This window comes from Mesorhizobium sp. M0664 (assembly GCF_040320565.1).
Lineage (GTDB): Bacteria > Pseudomonadota > Alphaproteobacteria > Rhizobiales > Rhizobiaceae > Mesorhizobium.
Genome location: NZ_JAMYPW010000028.1, coordinates 16,396 through 37,768, shown reverse-complemented (window position 1 = coordinate 37,768; position 21,373 = coordinate 16,396). Strand labels below are relative to the sequence as shown.

Genomic DNA, 21,373 nt, shown 5'->3' with positions numbered 1-21,373 from the left:
GGGACTGGATCAACCTGTCATCGAGCCGTCGTCATCCCCTGTTGCTGTCGTTTGTCCGACCAGCGAAGCCCCTAAGCCTGGTCGCCTCTCCCATGTTCACCGCAGCCGCGCCGCAGCGAGATCGTCACCGAACCCATGAGACCCCTCCGTTCTTCCGTTCTTCGCCCGCGTGCGTTTCGCGCCCCTCGGACCCTTCCGCTTCATAGCTGCGTCACCGAGATTCCCGATGTTCTAGTGCACTCTCTGCTTCAGGCTCTCAAGCTCCTGACGTAGCCGGTCTTGCTCCCGCTTCAACGATTCCGCATCCTGCTGCCTGCCATTGTCTTCAAAGCACTTGACGAGGAAGCCGATCGCCACGAGCAGAGCCGCCCAGGAGAGCCACATTTTCAGTGCCAAAGCCGGCTCGAGTGGCGGAGCTACGGCCCCGAAGGCAACACTTGGCGTCGAAGCTACCGCGTTTCCCAAAGCGATAGCGACACCGACTTCCTGAATTTCGCAAGCCATATTAGCTCCCTTCCCGAGACAGAGCGGCGTCTCAGTCTACGCGTTGTTGTCGGAAACAATGCCCAGGTCGGCGAGGTAGGCGTCGACATTCCCGTCGGAGGCGTGGCTCACCGCGAGAGTCAGGCCGGGGAGATCGGAGATGTCGATGGAGTCTTCCACACTGGCCTCCGGGCCTTCGAGGACCGACCATGTGTCCTGATTGACGACACCATCGGCGACCAGGCCGAGCGTGGACTGTAAGAGCACGACCGCATCCATGGTCGACTGGCCAAAGGATCCGTCTGCGACATCGGAGAAACAACTGACGGCGGTCAGGTCCTCTTGAAGTCTCGTGACTTCAGGGCCACTGTCACCCAATTGCAGGGTGGGTTGATCAAAAGGCATCGTCAAACCCTTTCCATTGTTTGGCGTCGGTCCCAGAGACTGAGACTGTACGCGATGATCCGTCTCGGACATTAATCTTTGCGTGGTGCTTGACTCCCGTCATCTGCTTCATTCTCTTTCTCAAGGAGATGCGCTCCCTGTCGGTATGCTCAGCCCCAGCCGGGATCAGTCGGGCCCGCTGATGACGACGAAGTTCATGTCGTAGCGGGCATCCCCGGTGAGTATGCCGAACACCCGCTCAACATCCATGTCCTGCGTTAGGTCGATCGTCGCGAGCACGTCGTCTTCGATAACGTCGGCCTCCAGAATCGTGAGTTCCGTGACTCCGGGCGCTATGGGCATCTCGATGCCGACATCGAAGCTGGTCCCCGCCTCGAACTGTCCGATCGGGAAACGATCCGTCCCCAGCACCCCGACGAGGTCATCTGGTCCAATGAAATCATCAGTCGCCAAACAGGTGATAAGGCCCAGTTTCAGTAAAGACGGATGCGGCACGGTCGTATCCCTTGCAAAGCTTAGAAGCGACGAACTCGTATGACCAACCCGGAGTTGTTCCACCTTGGAAGAGGTCAGTGAGCTCGATGAGGCATCTTCTTAAAGTCTCTCCTCGCAATCGATGCACGAACGCACCAACAGCGCCCATGACGCGCCCCCCAGGAGTCCGACCAAACAGACACCGATGAATTCACCCACACCCTTGGTGAGTATCTTAAGCAGCACGCCGGTAGCCGTGCTGGCAACTATACCCACGAGCGCACGGTCAGCTTCGCTGAGACCCCGAAACCATGAAACAAACGCTCGAATGTTGTCGGCACCGAGTTGCCGAAGGTCGTTGATGACTGCATCCACAGTAGTGCCAACGTGTTCCGCGTAACATTCGGCGAACTCTTCAATTGCCATCTTCACCTCCCACGTCAAATATTTTGGCTCGCCGCAAGGACCTCTCGCGTAGTTTGCAGCAACTGTGACAGGCGCTGACCGGCGACCTGGTCGAAGGCTTGAAGAATGCCCACGAAGTTCTGGAGCAACATTGATTTCCGGCTCCCCCAGTATGAAGCAGACGGCAAATTCCTCGCCACCTTCATCAAATCCGTCACGGACAGCGGCGTTCAATTCATCCCACCAGAGCTGGACGTTGTTCAGCGCTCCTTCAATGATCTCAGGATCAGGAACGACGGATGAGTCGACGGCGATTCCTCTTTCATTCATCAATGCAACAAAGTTATCGACAAACGGCATAGTGAACCCCCTATTGCTTAGATGATGCGGCGTACCTGTGGAACCCTTGGCATATACGTCTCCATGCACGTCTGCGAAGTCGCGAATTTCATCTTAAAAGAATGATCAATCACAGCGCCTTTCGATGATCTGCCCAGCAAGATCACGCCTACGCCAAATTTCATGCCATCAATGTCGACTGCGGCATGCCCCCCGATTTCTTACGCGAGGTGCACTGAGGAACAATTTCCCGTTCAACGCCGAGGCGCACAGCAACCCACTAGTAACGAACAAATTCATCGCACAGCTTGGACAATGGCGCATCGGACGTTCGTCCTATATCTTTCACGCTTCGGTTGTAGGGTGTTGAAGGGGTTCTGGGAAACTCAGGCAGGAGGACGCTGATGACACGAGAAGAGACGGTCCTTGCGGCAGTGCAGCGCATCCATGAGGCGTCGCCGGCACCCGAGGACTGGACGTGCGCCGCCATCGATGACCGTTGTCGCCGACACGTGTATGGATCGGCCAATCGAATTCAGGCGACAAAAGCGTATCGTAGGGCTGGACGCTCCCAGACATTCAAGAAACTGGGCGGTGGGTCATGCGTGGCATGATCGACGGGGATTCTGGAGCACCGGCTCGGAGCCATACGGTGTCGCCGCATACCCTTTCGGAGCTTATCGGGTCCATTTACGACTGCGCGCTCGATCCTTCGCACTGGGAGCGGACGCTGGCGGAGATCACACAGGCGATCTCCGGCGAATCCGCCATTCTCTCTCTGAACGATCTTCGACATGATCGCCTCTTGATCGAGAAGAGCGTGGGTTGGGGACAGCTCGGGTTCGAAGAGAGGCAGAAACATATTCCAGAAATACACGCACGGTTGAGCGAATGGCTCGCCAAAGGACCCTCTCTGGACGACCCATTTGTCGCCTCGCGTCAGCTCCAACCCGATTATTTGGAGAAATCGCCTTACGTTCAGCGTTGTCTGAAGCCGCTTGGCATCGTGGACATCATGCATCAATTCCTAGTGTATACACCTTCGCATTTCTCTGAGCTTGTGATTGGGCGCCATGAGCGGCATGGCCTCATCACAGATAGGGAGGTCGAGATCGTGGCGCTCCTGCTTCCGCATCTCCGTCGCGCGGTCACCGTCAGCAATGTGCTGGACGCCCACGCCATCGGGCGCGTGCGCATGGCCGATGCCCTCGATGCGCTCCGCATCGGCGTGGTGCTAACTAATGGGGAGGGCAGTATTCTGCATGCGAACCGCTCGGCGGAGCGTATGCTGCAAGACGGCACTGCCGTGCAAGGTACGAGCGGCATCCTCAGCGCCAAAGCGCCGGCGGCGTCGCGGGAACTGCGCAGGGCGATCCGCCTTGCGGCCCGGGACGAGGTGATGCTCGGCAAGACGGGCCTTGCCATCCGCCTCACCGGACCGCCGGCTCCGCCCGTCCTCGCCCATGTAATGCCGATGAACGGCAGCGAACTGCGTACGAGGTTGCAGCCCGAGGCGGTGGCCGCCGTATTCATCGGTCCGTCCATGATCGCAGCCTTCGACATGACGCCCGTCGAGACGAAGGAGTATCTGCGCCGCCGGTTTGGGCTAACGAATGCAGAAGCCGACGTCGCCCTGGAGGTTGTCAAGGGCGACGGACGCGCCGCGGCTGGAGCCCGGCTTGGTATCACGGCCACGACGGTCAGGGCACATCTGAGCCACATCTTCGAAAAGACCGGCGTGCGCCGCCAGGCCGAACTTGTCCGGCTCCTGATGCAGGCCGAGTGCGAGTTGACCGGCGCTGCTGGTGAAGCTTAAGTCTAGGGCTGATCCCTCGCTCCAGACGTTCTCGTGAGACCGGAAGGTCAGGGGTAGGGTCTTGAGGGCCGGTTGCGCTCAACGTCCGCTTTTAGGAAGAGATAGCGGCCCCGGAAGGTCTCGAAAGGACACGACGTTCCCTTGACCTCCCATCGGGGATGGTCCGAAAAGGAGGGTCAACTCCCGTCGTTTGGAAAACCGCCGCGAACGCTCCCGGTCATCGTCCAAAGGGCATCCTAAACTTAAGGAAAAAGGCGAAACCTTTGTGAGATCGGGCGCTCCATGGCCCAAACACTCCCTGATCCGCTCTACCGTCGCCACCTTTCCTGCCGAGATCATCGCGCATGCTGTGTGGCCCTATTTCCGCTTTCCGCTCAGTCTGCGCATGGTCGAGGACATGCTGGCTGTCCGCGGCATCATCGTTCCCACCAGACCGTGCGGGCATGGGCGGAGAAATTCGGTCGCCATTTCGCCAATCAGATCAAGCTAAGATCGGCCGGCCGCCTTGGCGACAAATGGCACCTCGACGAGATGGTCGTCACCATTGCCGGCAATAAGCAGTGGCTATGGCGGGCCGTCGACCAGAAAGGCTTCGTGCTGGACGTTCTGGTGCAAAGCCGCAGGAATGCCAAGGCTGCAAAGCGGCTGATGCGCAAACTGCTGAAAAAGCAGGGTCATGCACCGCGCGTGATGATCACCGACAAGCTCGGCTCCTACGCTGTGGCTGGTCGAGAGATCATGCCGCAGGTCGAACATCGCCGGCACAAGGGATTGAACAACCGAGCGGAGAACTCGCACCAGCCGATGCGACGACGAAATAAAGCGCTTCAAGTCATCAGGCCGACTTCAGCGGTTCGTTTCCATCCACATCCGTTTGCCAACCTGTTTCGCTTTCCCCGCCACGCTCTTTCATCCGCCGACCATCGTGAACTGCGCAGCGCTGCCATGGAAACTTGGCGCGAAATCGCTCACGTCACTGCTGCATGAAACTTGGATGAGGACGCCACCACTGTACCTTGCAAGCGATAACTTTACGGTGCCGTCGTCCGGTAGCAATGTTGCCGCGATGAGCTGCTGGACGCGGCCCGTCTTCAACAGGAACTTCGTGAAGGCGCCCCTACCTGGCAAGGCGCCTTCGAGGTCGCTGTCGAACGGTGCGAGGAAACCGATGTCGCTGAGCCGCCTCGGCTGATTCGCCCGGCAAGACGGATCCCCCGCGAATTCGTATGAGCCCCCCAGCCGCTGGAGAAGATCAATCCCCTCGTGGAATTGTCGCGCGGGTCCGGGAGCGAACCATCGATGCGTATGGTTGAAGCCATATTGGATCTCCATTGGTAACTCGGACGAGGTCAAAGTCGGCCGCGCATCACGCCATCAGCGTCTGGATTGCCTAGAACTTGATTCCCAACGCGTTCTCGACGGCGGCTGCGGGATTGACTAGGCCAAACGACAAGGGGTCGCCGTCCGAAAAGCTGCCTGATCCCCAGTAAAGCCCTACGACCTGGTTGTTGAAATCCACGACGACCGAACCGGAATCGCCGTGATCGCCAAACACGATCGATTGCGGGAAATCGGCATGTATCTGGATCTGATTGATGAAGGTCCGCCTGGTCGTGAGCGTTCCATCGGAAGCGGTAACGGCTGGCATATTGGGGAAATCGAGTGAGAAGCTCCCTTCAATTCCGCTGATCCAGCCAAATGTCAGGCCTGTGGTCCGGCCACGTTTGCGAACTTGCATTGCTACCTTGGGAGGGACCGTGCCGGATACCGCGCCGATCTCGAGAACTTCCAGCTGGGACGCCTCTGTGAGCGTGCAGATGGCCGCATCGACAAACCCTTCCTCCGAGGTTTCAGGGAAGGACCAGTCGCGAAGCGTTCCAATCTGCGTGCCGGCCAGGATGCCAAGCGGGCCCGGCTCCGGCTGCACCATTGGATCGCCCGACGCCCGATTGCTGTCGACGCACATGACATGGAAGTTGCTCAGCCCATAGCGGATGTTGGGAGTAAGGGTGTCTGTCACGATGGCGCCTAAGGTGCCGGCATGGACTGTAGCGTCGGCCGTGAAGAATCTGGAGGACGCCATAGACGAGCCGCCCACGACCGGCCGGTGTGGCGACTTGTCGGGTAGTCCTGTCGTCTTGAAGACCCGTTGGATCACCACTGCCGGAAACGGAAAGAACTGGATTGCCGCAAGGATCTCGGGCGCGATGAAATTCGCGTCCGCGACAAAAATACGCAGCACCAGGTCCTCGGGATCGGGGTGCTCCTCGTCGCGGACGCCGAAATCCATGCCGGTGATAAGCCCGGCCGCAAAAAGTGGTCGCTCCAGCTCATTCTTAGCCGCGATCACTTCGGGGGGTATTTCCATGCTCGCCTCCATTAGCCGTCCAGGCTGTCGATTTTCGTTCATCCCAACATGTTAGCGTCACGTGACCGTCGAGACCCCGGGAAGCATCCTCTCGATCTACCGCCGGACCCCGGGGACATTGTCGGCGTTTGCTGCAGCTACGACACGCGCTACGCTCGAGCTACGCCCGCTCGTCAACCAGCGTCATGGCACGGGCTCGCTTTCCTCCATCACGTCGAACCTTATCGTTCTCGCCGGCGGATTTCGCAGCACCCGGCGCTGACGCTGGACCCAGAGAACCGGCCGACCGGTCATGTCGCGCGCCAGCTGCCAACGGCGCTCGAGCTCAAGTCCGCCGCGCGCCATGGCCGCTGCGGAAATCCTGTGTATCTGTGGGGCCGCGGCGGTTCCGGCCTTAAGCACCTGCGCCTCCGGGTGCGGTGTTGGTCGCGGAACCTGGAGCGAGTAGTCGGCCAGTCCCCATTGCGTGAAGGCCGGCTCGCTCTCGGCTTTCCAGTCGAGAATATAGGGATGCCAGCGCGATTCGACGCCGGCCGCCGGAACATAGGTGTATTGCCTCTTTCCCGACAAGTTGCTCACTGGCACGGCCGCGGGGTACTGCGGATGCCCGTCATCCGGTTCACCGCCAACCCGGTTGACCTCGCGCGTGTCGACGATGCGCTCGAGCGCCCAGAGCACATTGCTGTGCTCGTCGACGCCGAACTGGACACGCTCTACGGGAGCGCTTTCGAGCGGCGATTCGGCGACCGGCCACAGCACCAGCGACTCGTCTTTGAGCCCATCGCATTTGAAGATCGAGAAATCGCCAGGCGCATGAAGGCCCGGGTATTTGATGTTGGCGTTGTCGAGGTCTTCGCTCGAATACGTCTTGCCGAACGAATCGGTAACCGAGAGAGAGCGGATGGTGACGATGTGGCCGGCCTTTGCGGCCACCGGAAACAGGAACCAGTCGTCGCCGTGCGAGTAAACCAGATCGACCAGAAGCATGGTCGCAAAATGGGCCGTGTCGGGCGGGTATCCGCCGATATCGACATTGGCGTCCTCGATTTCCCAGAAGCGGCTGTGCGGCGCCCCGGGATATTCCAGCGGCATGGGGATTGTCGCGCGCATCGCCGTGGCCGCCGCCGGTTCCGCCAACGGGCTCTCGGTCGCGGCGTCGGCCGAGTACCAGTCCATCGGACCGCCATGGTGGTCGATCACCGCCAGCGGCCGCTCCGCCGTGTCGAATTGGGTGTTATAGTTGAGCCGGAAGGAATCCCAAGCCTGGGGACTGTCGGCCGGTGGCGCGTCACCGCCAAAAGCCGCTTCAGCTATGCCGAGCCGTTCACGGCCAAGCCAGATCGCGCGACCATCGAGCCGGCCGGCAAAGGCGTCATAAGGTGGCGGCGGGTCGAGAAACCGCACGCCCTTAGCCTCGGCCGTGGCTGGGTTCGCTGCGAAGCGCTCGCCGACGCGCACTCGGCGGCCTATCGTCCACCAATCGTCCAGCTCGGATTCGACAAGGGCCTCCGCCGGCACGACGGTCGGATCGAACGCCGGATCGCCAGCCAGCGGGGCGATCGGCGTTCTCGTCACCGTGCAGTCAATCCGAACCGGTGACGAAGCATTTTCGCCCTGGTGTTCGCCCATCTGCCATTGGCGGGCGAGCAGCCACAGTGGGTCGTGGACGCGGGCCGCAAATCCGTTCTGCAGATCGCGGTCGCCGGGCCGGGATTCAAGCCGATGATACCTGTCGATGCGAAGAACCATGTCGGGTTACCGCCAGTATTGGGTGCCATTGTCGAGACGTACGCGCAGCGGGCTCGCCCCATCGAACCACATGCTCGGCGCGACCGGGTGCCCGACCACATCTTCAGGGCGGGCCGCTCGGGCGCGCAGCAACTCCCGCGTTTCCATCAGGATGTCCAGCGTCCCGGCCGCATCGAGCCGCCTGTCGGATCGAGGCGGCACCGCGAGCAGGATCGCCTGCGGCGGCCGCGCGGCGGGTGCGTTGAAACCAAAAGCGGCGTAGGTGCTGCGTTCAGCCATGGGCACAGCTTCTGTGAACTGGTCGATCAGCGCGACAGCGACATTTGACCCCTGCCAGGCTTCGCTTGACCCGAAGGCAGCCACGAACCGCTTCAGGTCAAGTTTGGTCACGTCGCCCGCCTGGCGTTTGGCAGCGTTGCCGGCAACGACAGGCTTCCGCCAAGGGTCGTCGGGCGCGTTCGACCACGCCTCCAGCGGCTGCATGCGACCAAGAACGCGCGCCTCAAGCTGGATCGCCTCCAGCCGCGCAAGCGATGGCCGCACGGCGGCCGTCACCGCAAGCCATTCGTCTTCAAGCCTGGCATCGACGGCACCCACATCGAGCGCGGCAGCGTCGCGCAGTGCCTGGGTCGACCATTTCGCGGTCACCGCCAGCCTGCCGCCGGGCGCCACGACGTCTCCGATCGCACGAGCGAGCTTGACCGGTGAGAGCTTGCGCGTTTCAGGATCGGCGATGTCGGGCGCGTGGGAAAGCCTGCCGTTGAGAGCGTCTTTGGCGCTGGTGACCAGCCCGGCCAGAACGTCGGGCGTTGGAACTAGATCCCCGAAGAGTATTGCAGCCACAATGTTGCGGGGCGTGCTGCCGGCAGGCCCGACAATACCCCATGCGAGCGCCCGGCGAAGCCACGCGATGCGCTGGGCATCGGTGAGGCCAGCCGCCTCGGTCTCCGCGATGAATGCAGCAAGCGCATTGCAAAGCGCCTCGTATCGATCTGCCAGCTCCGTGCGCATCGTCTGTTCGAATGGCTGCAGGACATCGTTGGGAACCTCCTGCTGCAGCGCGACGTCCGAGATGGATGCCGGACTGGCGCCCAGCGTTCCGCCAAGCTGCCGGATCAGCCTGTGCGCCGGTGGGGCGGTAATCCTGGCGTCGGGCTGATGTGCCTTGCTACGCACGATCTCGGCCATGAAATCTTCGGATATGAAGACCGTTTCGAGTGGGGTGAGGCCGAGGTCGGCAAGCGCGACCGTTTCCGTTTGCTCGACCCCGTTTTCTTCCCGGGTCGCCGTCCACGACCACTGGGCGGGGTCGCCGAAACGGCTGCCGAGCAAGCCGGCGAGCGAGGCGTCCGCAAGCTCGAGTGGCGAACCGCCGGCATCCGGTATGCGATGGGGAAAGACTGCCAACACGCTGGTGCCGAGACGATAGCCAGAGGGCGGCGTATGCACGAACTCAAACGCTGGCGGCCGGCCGAAACCCGCCGCTGCGTCCATTGCATCCGCGGCGAGGTCGGCATGGCCAGTCACGACCTGATGAACGCCTTCGGCAACCAGCAGATCGCTGTAGGCTTCCAGTGCGGACTTGAGATTTCGCAGCTGCTCCAGTTGCCTCCCGTGTTCGGCAGCATCGTCGCTGAGAACGCCGGGGATCGCTCCGGCGAGCAGCCCATCAAGAGCATCGATCCCGTGGCAACTATCGCGGGTGTCGGGCTTTTCGGGACGCAGCGGCTTGGCTTGGCGCAGGGTCCTGACGCGGTCGGGCCGGCCGACAACCCCCTCGACGCGGCGGCCGACCACTTCAAAGATGTGGAAACCCATCCGCACCTCGTCGGCCATCTCGACGGCGAGACGAACGCTGATGGAGGAGAGGTCCATCTTCCATATGTTGCGGCCGTCGGCGGTCAGCTCGTCATTCGACGACAGGTACTTGTCGCGCAGGATGATGCTGGTCAGCGCTTGCGCGTGCGAAGGCGCATGCAGGCGGCCCGCCCGTGTGGGACCCGGCTTGCCGAGGAAGGGGCCATCGACCCAGCCATAGGCGCCGAGACGGTGGCGGTCGCGGCCGCCGGTAGCATGCTGCCGCAGCCGCCGCCACGCGATCGCGGTCGCAAAGGAATCGATTCGATGCCCGGCCGAATCCAGCGTGGCCCGCAGTATGCGCTCCAGCTCCGCATGTCGCTCGGGCGGGAGTTTGAGTTGGTTGACGGGCTCTCCGGATTCCGGATTGAGCGGATCGCGGTCCTTCACCAAGTGCTGATCGAGCTCGGAGACGAGGCGGAAGACGTCTTCCCGATGAAGCTGCATGAGCTTGCGGATCAAATCCTCGCCCAATCCCGCCTGCTCGGAATCGGAGAAGCTGGTCTGAAGGACCTCGATCGGTGTGAGTACTTCAGGATCGTCCCAGATCAGCGGATTTTGCAACGGGCCGTTTATGTGGTGGACCGACTGCATATACCAGGCCTTAGCCAAGAGAACCGACTGGATCACCAGACGCACCAGCAGGCTCTGCGGAACGATTCCCCCCAACGTTCGACCGTAGAATACGGAGGCGAACTGGTCGGCTTCGATCTGGTAGAGGTCCTTCACCATGTCCGTCAGCGTGAGCTGCGGCGGCAAAAGCCGCCTTGAGCCAAGTAGCGGCAGCCGAAGCTGTGCAAGGTGCCCTGCCGCGAGATAGGGGCGCGACGCCCGGTGCTGCAGCACCTCGCTGGCGGGCTCCCAGAATTTCTCCGCCATTTGCATGAAATCGGCGTGCGGCACGCGTGGGTAAGCGTGGGCGAGCTGCTCGGCGGCGACGAACGACCGGTACGAATAGCGGGCGCTAACGCCCGGCCGGGCAAGATGTCCGAGCAGGCCTCTGGTGTCGGCTCCGACGATGGTGCCGCGGCGCGTCGCAGCATCCGCCCAGGCGGGTACCAGCGTCGACAGCCCCTTGATGATCTTCTCTTCGATGCGTTCGAAGTCGCCCCCGTCGGAGGCTTGCCAGTTGCGCAGCGAGGTTACCGGCAAGACGCCGTATGGTTGCGCGCCGATGCGGAGCGGCAGCAACGGGCCTTCTACGTGCAACACCTCGAGCGCCCAGCGCCAGAGGACAAGCGCCTCGTTGCCGCCGTTCCAGACATCGCGGAAATAGTGCCCCCAAAGCACCGGCCACAGCGTCCTCAGCAGCAGTGTGCTGTCCTCCACATCATGAGATGATCCGGCCAGATAGGGCAAGGCGCCGCTGTCCCCGCAAAGCGCCTCGGCAAGCTCCCGCACGCCTGCGCCGGTTTCGCCGGCGAGGCGCCTGCCTGCGATGACCCGCCAGGACTCGTTGTCGAGCGCAAGATCGGCGGCGGGCGTGCCCTGGATAGTGTTCGTCGGCGCGCCGAGGCGGACCAACGCCATCTGTCCGGCATCGACATGGGCGCGGAAATGCTCGGCTGGCGCCTCATCGCCGATCCCATAGACATAGAGGGCGGCGATCGTCTCCGGCGTCACGCCCGGCGGCAGCGTGAATTCGCCACCCATGCCGACGGCCTGGGCTCGCGGCCAGGAAATGAGCCAGCTATCGAACGCGTCGTCGCCGGCGGGAACCTTGAATTCATCAACGGGCAGATTTGGCTGCAACACCCCAATGTCCATCGCCTGCTGGTTGTTGTCGACCACCGTCACGACGAGTTCGCGCGGCAGCCCGCCGATCCGCTCTGGTAGCGGCCGCCCTATCCGATCTTGCGGGATGGCGGCGACAAAGGCGCCGTCCTGAAGCGCGGCAGGGAAGGTCGTCACTAGCCACGCCGCCCGCGGCGGCGTGAGGCGACTTGACAATTGCTCCCACGCGACGACGCCCTCGGGGTGCAGCAGCCATTCGACCGGGTCGGTGCCCGGAGCAGCCCCCATCACCTTCGACCGCCCCCAGAACTCGGCTAGGAATTCAGCCTCCATCGGCGTCACGCTGGTCTGGTCGCGGCGGATCGAGGCCTCGTCTGGAACGACGCGCAGCAAGACTGTCCAGCCGCCCTGCCGCTCCTCGAAAAGCGTCTCCAGGCGCAAGGGCAGCATGACGCCGATGTCCCGGAAGGGCGACCCGCGGGGCTCGGGCTGGCGCAGCCAGTGACCGAGGGCGAAGCCAACAAGCTGGTCGACGGAGTTCGCATCGGCCCCGGCGGTGGCGATCTCGTCGAGGAAGCCGGGCCGTGGCGCCGGACCGCCACGCGGCAGCGCCTCGATCGCCGCCGCCACGTCGCCTGTCAGCAAGGGCGGCTGCCCAGTCGCGACAATCGCCGGATCGGCCTCGACCAGGGGCAGCAGACCGGCCGTTGTCTCCCACAAAAAATCCCTGGCAAGCGCCGCGCCGTGTTCGTCGCTCACGTCGAAACGATCCTGCGTGAGTTGGGTCCGCTCGCCATCGAGATCCGCGTGCAGCGCCTGAGCTCCTGCCAGGCGGCCCTGGAGCACCAGACGCTGCGCCAGGTCGGCTTCTGCTGCGATGTCCAACTGCAGGTCTGCGATTTGCTGGTCGAGTGCGTCGATCGCGTGCCCGACTACGCCGAGGCGCCGATCCCGGTGCTCAAAGGTCATCATCCGTTTTGCGCCTGTCGTTCGAGTTCGGCTCCGCTGATCGCAACGCGCGTGGGCTTGTCGATGGTTCGTTCGGCGAATTTGGCACTGTTGGGCCACGCCAATCCCTGGTCGTTGCGGAAGCGCAGTTCCGACGGCGGCTCGTCGAGCACCAGCCAGAACTGGTCGAGCGTCTGTGGGTCCACGTCGAAGGCGAAGAAGACGAGGTCCGGCTCCATCTGGCCGAAGAAGATCGGACCAAAGTAGCGGCGCTGATTGCGGTCCGCAGGCGCATCGGCGAAGTTGGGCGGAGCCTGGAGCAGCGTGTCGGGATCATCGCCCGGCAGCGGGCGAACGAGATAGACCAGTGTCGACGGATAGCGGCGGAACAGCGCGGTACGAAATGCGATGACGAGGTCCTGCTTGCCGGTGGTGTCACCGGGTTTGATCGCCTGGTGCGAAAGGTCGCCGACATCGTCTGCGCCGGGTTCGCCGAACGGCTTGGATGGCCAGTCGACGACCGGCCGTATATCGGCCTCGCGCTTGGCGGTCTCGTGGTTGATGTAGCCCCAGAACATCCGTAGTGGCGTGCTGACGCGGGGTGCAGGGAGATTGCGCCAGCGCATTTCGCTCAGGAATTGCGTGTTGATGCCGACCATGAAGGCATCGACGAAGGTCGGGTTCGTCTGCAGCGAAACTATCGAATTGGGCGGAATGGCCCCGGCGCCCGGCAGCAGCCATTCGCGCTCGTGTCGGTTCACCAGCGTCCAGGTCGGATAGTCGAGCCCGATCGGCGCTTCGGGCGGCGCCAGCGTGGCGAGATCTAATCCGGTGATTGTGGCTTTTACGCGCACCCAGGCGGGCGGCATTGCCTGTGTCGGGTCGATCGCGCCGCCAACGATCGCGGCTAGGTCGCCGAGCTTTGCGGGGCGCCGCCCGTCCGGCTCTTCGGGCCGCGGCAAGGCGGCTCCCAGTCCGCCTTCCTGCGACTCCCCGCGCAAATTGCCGGCAAGGCAAGACTCGATCGCCGCCAGCATCGTCTCGCGATCGAAGAACCGTGTCGGCCGTCCCGATCGATCAAGGAATGGCTGGAATTGGCTGAAGAAGTGTTCGATTAACTCGCCGCACTGAAGACCGAAGGCGTCGTTTACCACTGCCACGAAATCGCGGATCCGCTCGTCGTCGACAGGCTGGCCGGCGAACTTCTGCAATATCTCTTCAAGCCGCTCGTCGAATGGAGGCAGCCCGAGCGCGTCCTCTAAGGGCTGCTCGCCTAGCGCCCTGGCGACCGCATCGACGTGGGGCAACCCGGGCGGAGCTTTCTCGGCCCTCTCCGGCGCCTCGTTAGCTGCTGCCAGGAAGGCGGCGCGGTCGATGCGGCCGTTGGAAAAGCGCGAGCGCGCCGTGCCGTTGCGCAACAGGCGCTGCGCCGCGCTCGAGAATATCGCACTGTCGAGCGTCCTGGTTTTGGACGTGACGTAGCCGAGCAGGGTTCCTTGACCGTCGGTCAACATCCGGCCCATCGCGGGGCCGAAAAGCCTGAGCTCCAGTTCCGCCACGTCCGGCAGCCGGCGTCTCCACAATCTCCTGGCGGCATCCAGGCCGAATGCGAGATGGCCGACGCGCTGCGCGGCATCCTGCAATGCGCCCGCTTGCTTGACGGCCGCGTCCATCAGCGATTCCTGCTCGACGACGCCCATCCACAGCCCGAGCCCGGCAACGCCGCGGTGACGCGGATCGTCGTTCATCGACTTTGTCCATTGAGTCGTTGATGTGTCCTCTTTCCATAGGCCGCCATAGTTCGGCAGTTGCATGATGTCGCGTAGCGGCGGGGGCGGTACGATCTCGGGCGGTTCCACGTCCGCCAGCTCGTCGTTCAGGCGGTCAAGATCGTCGCGAGCTGCCTTGACTTGGACGGGTTCGCTCGGATGGTTCTTGAGCGAGGTGATGGCGCCGCCCAGCGTCAGCTTTGCGTCGACATTGGTGACAGGCCGACGATAGCGAAGGTCGGCTATCCCCAGGCCGCCTGATGGCCGCAGCTGCAGCGCGGTTGCGAGCGTCTCGAAATCCCCTTCTTCCGCCGCCTGAAAGCGCCAGCTGAAAAAGGCCGGCAACGCCTCGAAATTGCGCTGGGCGCCCTGCCACATCGCAGCGCCGGTGGCGGTGAACGTCGGAACGATGACGGCGACGTGGTCGCGCAACGGTACCAGCCGGCGCGGCGAGAGAAGCCGCGAGAAAGTGACGGCGCCTTCGGTCTGAACGTGTGCCCAGAGATGGGATTTCGCCAGATCGTGATCCTCCAGCACCTTGTTTTCGAGGCGGGTGACGAATCCGCCCTCCGCGCCGAGCTCGTCAGTCGTGCCGACTAGCAGCAGCATCCAAGGCTTGAGGCCGATCGATCCCGCGGCCGACGGGTTCGGCGTGTAGCGCCACGGCAGGTCGGCTTCATGGAAATCGACATGGACGAACTTGGTCGTCTCGGCGTCGGGCGTAGATGGCTTCGGCGCCAGATGCCTGATCGCAACAGCAGACCTCAGGCCGCCGACATCGCTTGCCGCCGGAAACAGGACGGGCACTTGGCCTTGCAACGCTGGCTGGCTATCGCCAAGATCGTCCAGCGTCAGGGTCAGCGATCTCCCGAGGCGGCCGCCCGCCTCCTGTGCTTCGGACAGGATTTTCGAGCGCTGCCAGGCAAGGAATTTCATCGTCGCCATGGCTAGATCACTCCCACGACGTTGACGGTCTGGGCGGTCGCCGGCTGGGCAACGCCTTTGCCGCTCCGCGTCAGCAGGAATGCCTGCGTCGAGCTTAGATTTTTCTGCAGCACGCTGCCGGCAGAATCATGCGCGTTCCAAATCTCCTGCGAGGCAGTGATGCGTGGCGCGCCTGGCTGGACAGTGGCGATGCCGGATCGCTCCCGCTGCATGCTGGCAAGGGGAGCCAGCATGTAGCCGGCTGCCTCGATGAGCAACGGGAAGAGGAAACGTTTCGGCAGCTTCACAAGCTTGAGCATCACGGTGCAGTCCTCGCTGGCGCCGAAGCTCGGTTCCAGAAGCGAGATGCGGATGCCGGACTGCGCCTGCGTGAAGCGTGCATTGTTCAGCACCTCGGATTCGGCAAGTGTCAGGTACGTGCCGGCCCCGAACCAGTCCTGCTCGATGCCGGCCGATGCGTCGGGCGTCGCAAGCGTAAGGTGGTGGTTGCCATTCTGCCCGGGCGCCAGGGGCGCACCTTCAAAGCGTTGGAGATCAAGACCGAAGGGTACGCGCCTCTGTTCCCAGATGATCGCGCCGACCGCGCCAACCACCGGAATATTGTTGACGAGCGTCGGGGCGCCCTGGCGCAGCACGACGCTGCGGTCCTCGCCCTCGCTGCGCGTGTTGTCGGGCTTGGCGAACTCGGGCGCCAGCAGCGCGACAATATTGGTGATGGCGGGAACCTGGCTGCCGCCACTGCTTCCGAGCTGGATGGTGACGCTCTCGGAAACTCTCACGAACAGCACTTTCACCGAGGCTCTTGCCTCGATGACCAGCGGTCCGGGGCCGCTCAGTTTGCCCTGCAAGCGCACGCCGCAAAGCGATTCGCCGAATATCTCGATATCGAAACCGGCATCGATCGTGGCGACGAAATAGAACGGCTCGAACTGGACCATGGCGTCGAAGCGGAGCCAGCCATGCGCGGAGATGGGACCTAGCTCGATGCCGGCTTCGACGGCGGCGCCGATCTGGAACGTATTCGACGTCAGCGCGAAATAGTTCTCAAGCTTGAACCAGGCGATGCCCACCGAGGCACATGTGCCAGCGCGGGCGAGGCGCGGCAGTTCGAGCCCACCCGGATTGAAAGATGGGTGGAAGCCGCCGACGCTGAACAGGAAATAACCATTGTCGCCATAGGCGATGCGCAATGCGATGCCGCCGGTGATCTTGAACACTTGCATCACGTGCGAATTGACGAGCACTGCGTCGAAATAGATCAGGCTCTTGGTGAGATCGATGCCGCCGACGAAGTCCATGCGCAGGTAGACGAGGGCGAACTCTTCCGAGCCGATGACCAGCCGTGCCGAGCCGGCGATGAAAATCTGCCGCGGCCCCGGAAGCTCGATGAAGATTCCAGCATCGAGACGAAGCAGTTCGAGCCATGAGATCTGGAAGGTCGGCCCCACCAGGAACACGCCGCGCGCTGCCGGGAAAAGGCGCGGAAGCTGGCCGATGACAGTCAGGGCGTTGCTGGTCGGATTGTCGCAGAACAGGATCTGACCGCTTGTTCCCGAGGCAAGCTGTTCGCGCAGCACGTCGGTATCAGCACGCCGGTTGATGCCGACTAGCCCGCCAACGCCGGTGATGGCGAAGCCGAAGCCGATCTGCACGCCCGGCAGCGGCAGCCTTATCCCGAGGATGCCCACGAAGGCCGGTGCGCCGTCCGCCTGTCCGAAAAGCGCGAAGGCGTCGACGCCGATGCCGATCACCTTCAGTTCGAGCCCGCCGGCATATTCGTCGTTGCCGAGCTTGGCGAGGAAGCCGCCCCCGGCCACCGGGCCGGCCTCCAGCGAAACGCCGAGCGCGGTAGGGCCCTCAATGCCGAGGAAACCATCGTCCCAGTGCCCGAACCAGGCGCCCATCCCGTCGGCCACGATGCGCACCGGCCCGAATGCGCCATTCGCGCCGAAGTGCAGGACAATGCGCGAACGCAGGCTTTCGCCGGCAAGCTTTGCCTCGATGCGGACCAGAACACGCTCGATCGTCAGGCCGGCGGCGCCTCCGCCTACGCTGAGATTGACAGGAACGGTGAACTCGGTGGCCAATGGCGGCAGGCCCGCTTGTCCACCCATCGTCTGCAGGCCGACGCCCTGCAGGTAGCCGATCGAGATCTCCGTTTGAAACCGCACCTCGGCAGGGAGCGAGACGATGCTGGAAAGCAGACCCAAAGGCTTCGTCGAAAAAACGAAGGATACACGCTCGACGATCCCCCGCAGGCCGAAGAGCGGCGAGCCTGGCAGCACATTTGGTTGCAAGCGAAGAAGCAGCCGCGCCGGACCCACCTCCAGCCTTGTGTCGCCGGGTGGTCCAATGATCGCCGCCCCGCCTTGTGGATCGAACCGCAAGCCGGCCTCGAACACGCCGCTTGAGGCGAGAGCGGGATCGAAGGATCCGTTCTTCATGACGAGGCGGTAGGTCTGCGCTCCGGTATCGGTCGTCGATGCAACCAGCCGGACGCCGCTGCCGAGGTCGAGCGAACCTGCCACGAAGGCCGTTGCATTGCTCAATTTGAGCTCGACGCCGAGGCCGTCCAGCCTGTTTGCGCCCAGAACGTCCGGCCCGACTACTGCCAGGTAATCCGTTAGGAGCGCCGCGCCTTCGGCGGCCTTGGCCTTGAACGAGGCCACGTCCAACGGCGGCGTGATCGGCATACCAAGCTTGAGCGGCGAATTGATGAGATCCTGGACGAGTTGGATCAGATCGACTGCCCCGGCGGGATGAGGGTCGGGCAGCGCAGCATATCCTTGCTGCGCATATTCCAGCTTCAGGAGCTCGCGCGGCGAAAACAGCAGCAACCCGGTGAGTACCTGGGCGACTTTCAGGTCATCGAGGTCCTGTATGCGCGAGAGCAGAACCGCCAGGGTCGTATCGCCGGGCGAGCGCAAGAACGCGTCAAGCCGGTTCCAGGCGAGGCGAAACGCGAAGGCGCGTGGGTCGAGATCGCGAAACTCGACCTCGATCAGGCCCGCCAACGTCAGTGCCTCGGCCAGCCGGGGCGCGCGAATCTGCAGCGCGCGGACGATGATGGTGTCCCTGAGCCCTACGTCGTTGAGCACGCCGTCGATCGTATCAAGCCAGTCCGCTATGCCGTTGTGGTTCGGATCGAGCTGGATCGCAGTGAGCTTGTCCTTGATATCGGCAATGTCGCCGAGCTTGCCGGGCGGCGCAGGATCGCCTCCCGCCGGGTCCCCCTCGAGGCTTTCCTTGAGGAAATCGATAATCAGTTGAACCAGCGAAGCCACGGCGACTTGTCCCTCTCTGCACGATGGTCACGCCTGTCGCGACCGCTTCCACGCGAAGTTCAGAAACCGAGGCCGATGCCGCCGTCGAAGGTGTAGGTGTTGAAAGAGTTTGACTCCACTGAAGTTCCCGCCACCCACCGTGCGTTGATGAAGACGTGAAACGTGTATGTGCCGGGAGCTATCTCGTTCGGCGGAATATTGACGATGTGCGCCAGGGTCAACGCTGGCACAAGCCCGTCGACCTGCTCCTCTCCTTGCCAAACCGTGACGTTGCCGTTGCGGTCGCCGGTGATCTTGCCGGCCTCGCTGTACGGCCCGGCGACGAGGATGCTAGCGTTCCAGTCCGTCGACTGGACGGCAAAATCCTGGCCGGTGTAAGGCATCGTGGGGTTTGTTGATCTGGAGGCCAGATTCCTGCCTTGCGGCGTGAGCAGCGGGCCGAAAGTGAGATTCGGGTGCATGATGGGCCTCTCCACAATACGAAGAACAAAGGCCCCTCCACATTCCCCATGGGAAGCGTATTACAGAATTCGGCGTTTGAGCAATCCAAATCGTCAATCCATCGCCAAGAAAATATTTGTTGGTGATTTGGGGGCGAAAGCAATACCAGTAAGACAAAGGTTTAGGCTCGTCGGTTGGCGCGTTTCATTAAGTATTGCCTAAAAATCTATGCTCTCGACGAGCTTCCGTCGCAAATTCAGAAACGCCCATCGCTTGGTCGCTTCATCGCGCGCCCGCGAATGAATTTCCGGTCAAAAATATGCGATGGACGCGCTGATCAACGGGTCCGAACTGCCGCCGGGAGCGTTCACGATTGCCGTCGCGACGCCGTTTCCAGGCGGCACAATAGCGACGATCCGCTGGTCACTCTGGACCTCGAACGACAGGGCGGCCACGCCACCAAACGACACGGCTGAGGCGAGCTGAAAGCCAATGCCGTCGATGTCCACCTGATCGCCACGATGTGAATTGCATTGGGAAGGCGATATCGACGACACCTGCGGGATGGCCAGAAGAATGAGATACCCAGTTCCGCAGCGGTCGTTTCTTTGTCGCTCGCAAACCATACGTGCCTCCCGTCCCGCCCCAATGGAGCCCGACTACCTCGCCGCTGAGTTTTTCTGACCACGAGCGAGCCGGAATCCCCGCTGTTGCTCCATTCGGTGGACAGGTTGGAGTCGACTCTGACTTCGAACTGATTGCTCAGGATTGACCCGCGGTTCTCATAGGCTCCGATCGCCGTGATGACCGCTGCGCGACGCTCGGCCAAGGAGGCCCTATCGGTGAAATGGGACGGCAGCTCCCGAGCATGGCCGAGCTTACCAGCCTGGACTCGGACTTGTGGGCAAACGGCGGGTTCGAGCAATACAGGATTCCGCCTCTGAGCAGAACTGAGACGGCGTTTTGGACTAACACCAAGTGGCTCGGCGCAGAGAATTCCTGGGCGACCGTCACATTCAGTGCGCCGACTACTCTCGTGCGTCCTTTGGCTGAAACCGACAAGGCAGGCGTATGGCGTGTTCAAGAGGTACACGCAACCGGTCTGAAACGAGGCGTTAATCTGATATCCCCTTTGGGAATCAGTGCGAGGTGGCAATGGATATCCCCCCGAACTGCTCGCTGCGCAAAGTGCCTTAATCCCGATGGTTATGGGCATTCCCGGAGTCCGGGGTGTGGATGTCGGCCTGAGAGAACAGGACGGAGTGATAGCCGACGAGGTCGTCCTTCGCGTCCTGGTCTCGGATCTGGAGAATGTCCCACCCGGAATCCCCACCGATATATCGGGAATCCCAATCACGATCGTTCAGCGCGATCCGCAGATCGAAGCAGATCTGGCGCGCTATCCAGTTGTCGTCGGCGGCATTTCTGTCGGCAGACTTACCCCATGTGTCAACAATGTCGTCCTGCCACGTTTCCGCACCCGGTCATTCAGCTGGGGAACCGCTGACCCCGTGATCGGACCGATCTGCACGACCTCTGCTGCTGCCGCCCGCCCGATCGAGAAGCAGGCGGCATCCGTGAAGCCGATCGGCTTGAACGGCGGCAGAAAGCTTGGCTCGGTCGGGAACGATGAGCGTGCAAGGGTACCGAGCAGATCAGCGGAAGACGGCGGCAGGTTTGAAAATTCCGGCTGGTAGACAGCCGTCCCTACAGCCGATCCCAGCACATGCTCGTTGCTTAATGCCGCGTAGTTGTCCGGTGTTGTTTTCCCGCGCTATCCCGCCCATCGTTCCGCTGGAGGAAACAAGAAGTGAGGGCTCCATGGCATCACTCAGCGTTACTGGCTCGTCGAAGACTTCCAAGCGGGCGACCAGACAAGTTCGCAGATCCAGGAAAGCTTTGCCGCCATGCTCGGCCAGCGGCCAGAACCGCTGCGCATCGAGTGGTTCACGTGTCTGCTTGTGAACGACGCCGCACTGTTCCTCTTGGGCCAAAACAGGTGACGCTTCTCGACCATTTGGCCCACCAGACAAACGGGGCATTGACGTTGGCAGCGTGTCTCCATGGACGCGAGCGCCGAGGATGGGATCACGATCATTCGCATCTCGCGCAGCCGCAAGGGCGACGCCATGGCTACCGTGGAATCGTTGGAGTGGTTTGAGCCGGACGGTCACCAATACACCGGCTACGCCGCGGCTCGGGAAACGGGGCGGCGTCCGGCCGTGGAGGTGCTCGCCGACTTTAAAAAGGTGCGGGCAGTCGTTGCGCTTGAGAGCGACGACATTTGGGATCCGGCATGGGGTGACCTGCTGCCAATCGGCCGTTAACCGTGCCGACAATAGGGTGCACAACATGC

14 protein-coding genes and 1 pseudogene are annotated in these 21,373 nt (G+C 62.5%); 4 read left to right on the top strand and 11 right to left on the bottom strand.

The annotated features are described in order from the left end of the window. Nucleotides 1-231: 231 nt before the first annotated feature. The 4 genes from NKI39_RS22240 to NKI39_RS22225 all read right to left on the bottom strand — a co-directional run bounded on the left by NKI39_RS22240 (nucleotide 232) and on the right by NKI39_RS22225 (nucleotide 2,127). Entirely contained in the window at nucleotides 232-504 is a 273-nt protein-coding gene (locus NKI39_RS22240) for a hypothetical protein (RefSeq protein ID WP_352718618.1), read from the bottom strand. A 36-nt stretch (nucleotides 505-540) separates the two neighbouring features. After that, entirely contained in the window at nucleotides 541-888 is a 348-nt protein-coding gene (locus tag NKI39_RS22235; RefSeq protein WP_352834478.1) for a peptidoglycan-binding domain-containing protein, read from the bottom strand. Between the two features lie 165 nt (nucleotides 889-1,053). Then, nucleotides 1,054-1,383, bottom strand: coding sequence for a hypothetical protein (locus NKI39_RS22230; RefSeq protein ID WP_352718620.1), 330 nt, complete (start codon nucleotides 1,381-1,383; stop codon nucleotides 1,054-1,056). A gap of 99 nt (nucleotides 1,384-1,482) precedes the next feature. Further along, complete coding sequence (locus NKI39_RS22225; protein ID WP_352834410.1) at nucleotides 1,483-2,127, bottom strand: hypothetical protein; 645 nt, start codon at nucleotides 2,125-2,127, stop codon at nucleotides 1,483-1,485. Between the two features lie 580 nt (nucleotides 2,128-2,707). Here NKI39_RS22225 and NKI39_RS22220 point away from each other — a divergent pair. Both NKI39_RS22220 and NKI39_RS22215 read left to right on the top strand, forming a co-directional pair. After that, nucleotides 2,708-3,922 carry a helix-turn-helix transcriptional regulator gene (locus tag NKI39_RS22220; RefSeq protein ID WP_352834407.1) on the top strand — a complete coding sequence of 405 codons (1,215 nt, stop codon included), beginning with the start codon at nucleotides 2,708-2,710 and terminating at the stop codon, nucleotides 3,920-3,922. A 282-nt stretch (nucleotides 3,923-4,204) separates the two neighbouring features. After that, nucleotides 4,205-4,909 (top strand): annotated as a pseudogene (locus NKI39_RS22215) (IS6 family transposase). Nucleotides 4,910-5,312: 403 nt separating this feature from the next. Here the strand turns inward: NKI39_RS22215 and NKI39_RS22210 are convergent. The 7 genes from NKI39_RS22210 to NKI39_RS22180 form a co-directional block, all read right to left on the bottom strand. Continuing rightward, nucleotides 5,313-6,290 carry a chymotrypsin family serine protease gene (locus NKI39_RS22210; RefSeq protein WP_352834404.1) on the bottom strand — a complete coding sequence of 326 codons (978 nt, stop codon included), beginning with the start codon at nucleotides 6,288-6,290 and terminating at the stop codon, nucleotides 5,313-5,315. A 183-nt stretch (nucleotides 6,291-6,473) separates the two neighbouring features. After that, nucleotides 6,474-8,039: a hypothetical protein gene (locus NKI39_RS22205; RefSeq protein WP_352718632.1), complete on the bottom strand. Its 1,566-nt coding sequence runs from the start codon at nucleotides 8,037-8,039 to the stop codon at nucleotides 6,474-6,476. A gap of 6 nt (nucleotides 8,040-8,045) precedes the next feature. Continuing rightward, nucleotides 8,046-12,602 (bottom strand): hypothetical protein, encoded by a 4,557-nt coding sequence (locus NKI39_RS22200; RefSeq protein WP_352834401.1) that lies wholly within the window; start codon nucleotides 12,600-12,602, stop codon nucleotides 8,046-8,048. Then, nucleotides 12,599-15,292, bottom strand: coding sequence for a hypothetical protein (locus NKI39_RS22195; protein WP_352834399.1), 2,694 nt, complete (start codon nucleotides 15,290-15,292; stop codon nucleotides 12,599-12,601). Before NKI39_RS22195 ends, NKI39_RS22200 begins: the two co-directional genes overlap by 4 nt. A gap of 2 nt (nucleotides 15,293-15,294) precedes the next feature. Next, nucleotides 15,295-18,576 carry a DUF6603 domain-containing protein gene (locus NKI39_RS22190; RefSeq protein ID WP_352834396.1) on the bottom strand — a complete coding sequence of 1,094 codons (3,282 nt, stop codon included), beginning with the start codon at nucleotides 18,574-18,576 and terminating at the stop codon, nucleotides 15,295-15,297. A gap of 59 nt (nucleotides 18,577-18,635) precedes the next feature. Further along, nucleotides 18,636-19,037 carry a hypothetical protein gene (locus NKI39_RS22185; RefSeq protein WP_352834393.1) on the bottom strand — a complete coding sequence of 134 codons (402 nt, stop codon included), beginning with the start codon at nucleotides 19,035-19,037 and terminating at the stop codon, nucleotides 18,636-18,638. Between the two features lie 291 nt (nucleotides 19,038-19,328). Then, the gene (locus NKI39_RS22180) at nucleotides 19,329-19,643 is read right to left on the bottom strand and encodes an IPT/TIG domain-containing protein (RefSeq protein ID WP_352834390.1); all 315 of its coding nucleotides are present in this window, start codon (nucleotides 19,641-19,643) and stop codon (nucleotides 19,329-19,331) included. Nucleotides 19,644-20,249: 606 nt separating this feature from the next. Between NKI39_RS22180 and NKI39_RS22175 the strand changes: the two genes are divergently transcribed. Next, entirely contained in the window at nucleotides 20,250-20,714 is a 465-nt protein-coding gene (locus tag NKI39_RS22175; RefSeq protein WP_352834387.1) for a hypothetical protein, read from the top strand. A 366-nt stretch (nucleotides 20,715-21,080) separates the two neighbouring features. Beyond that, nucleotides 21,081-21,344, top strand: coding sequence for a hypothetical protein (locus tag NKI39_RS22170; protein ID WP_352834384.1), 264 nt, complete (start codon nucleotides 21,081-21,083; stop codon nucleotides 21,342-21,344). Nucleotides 21,345-21,373 lie beyond the last annotated feature (29 nt).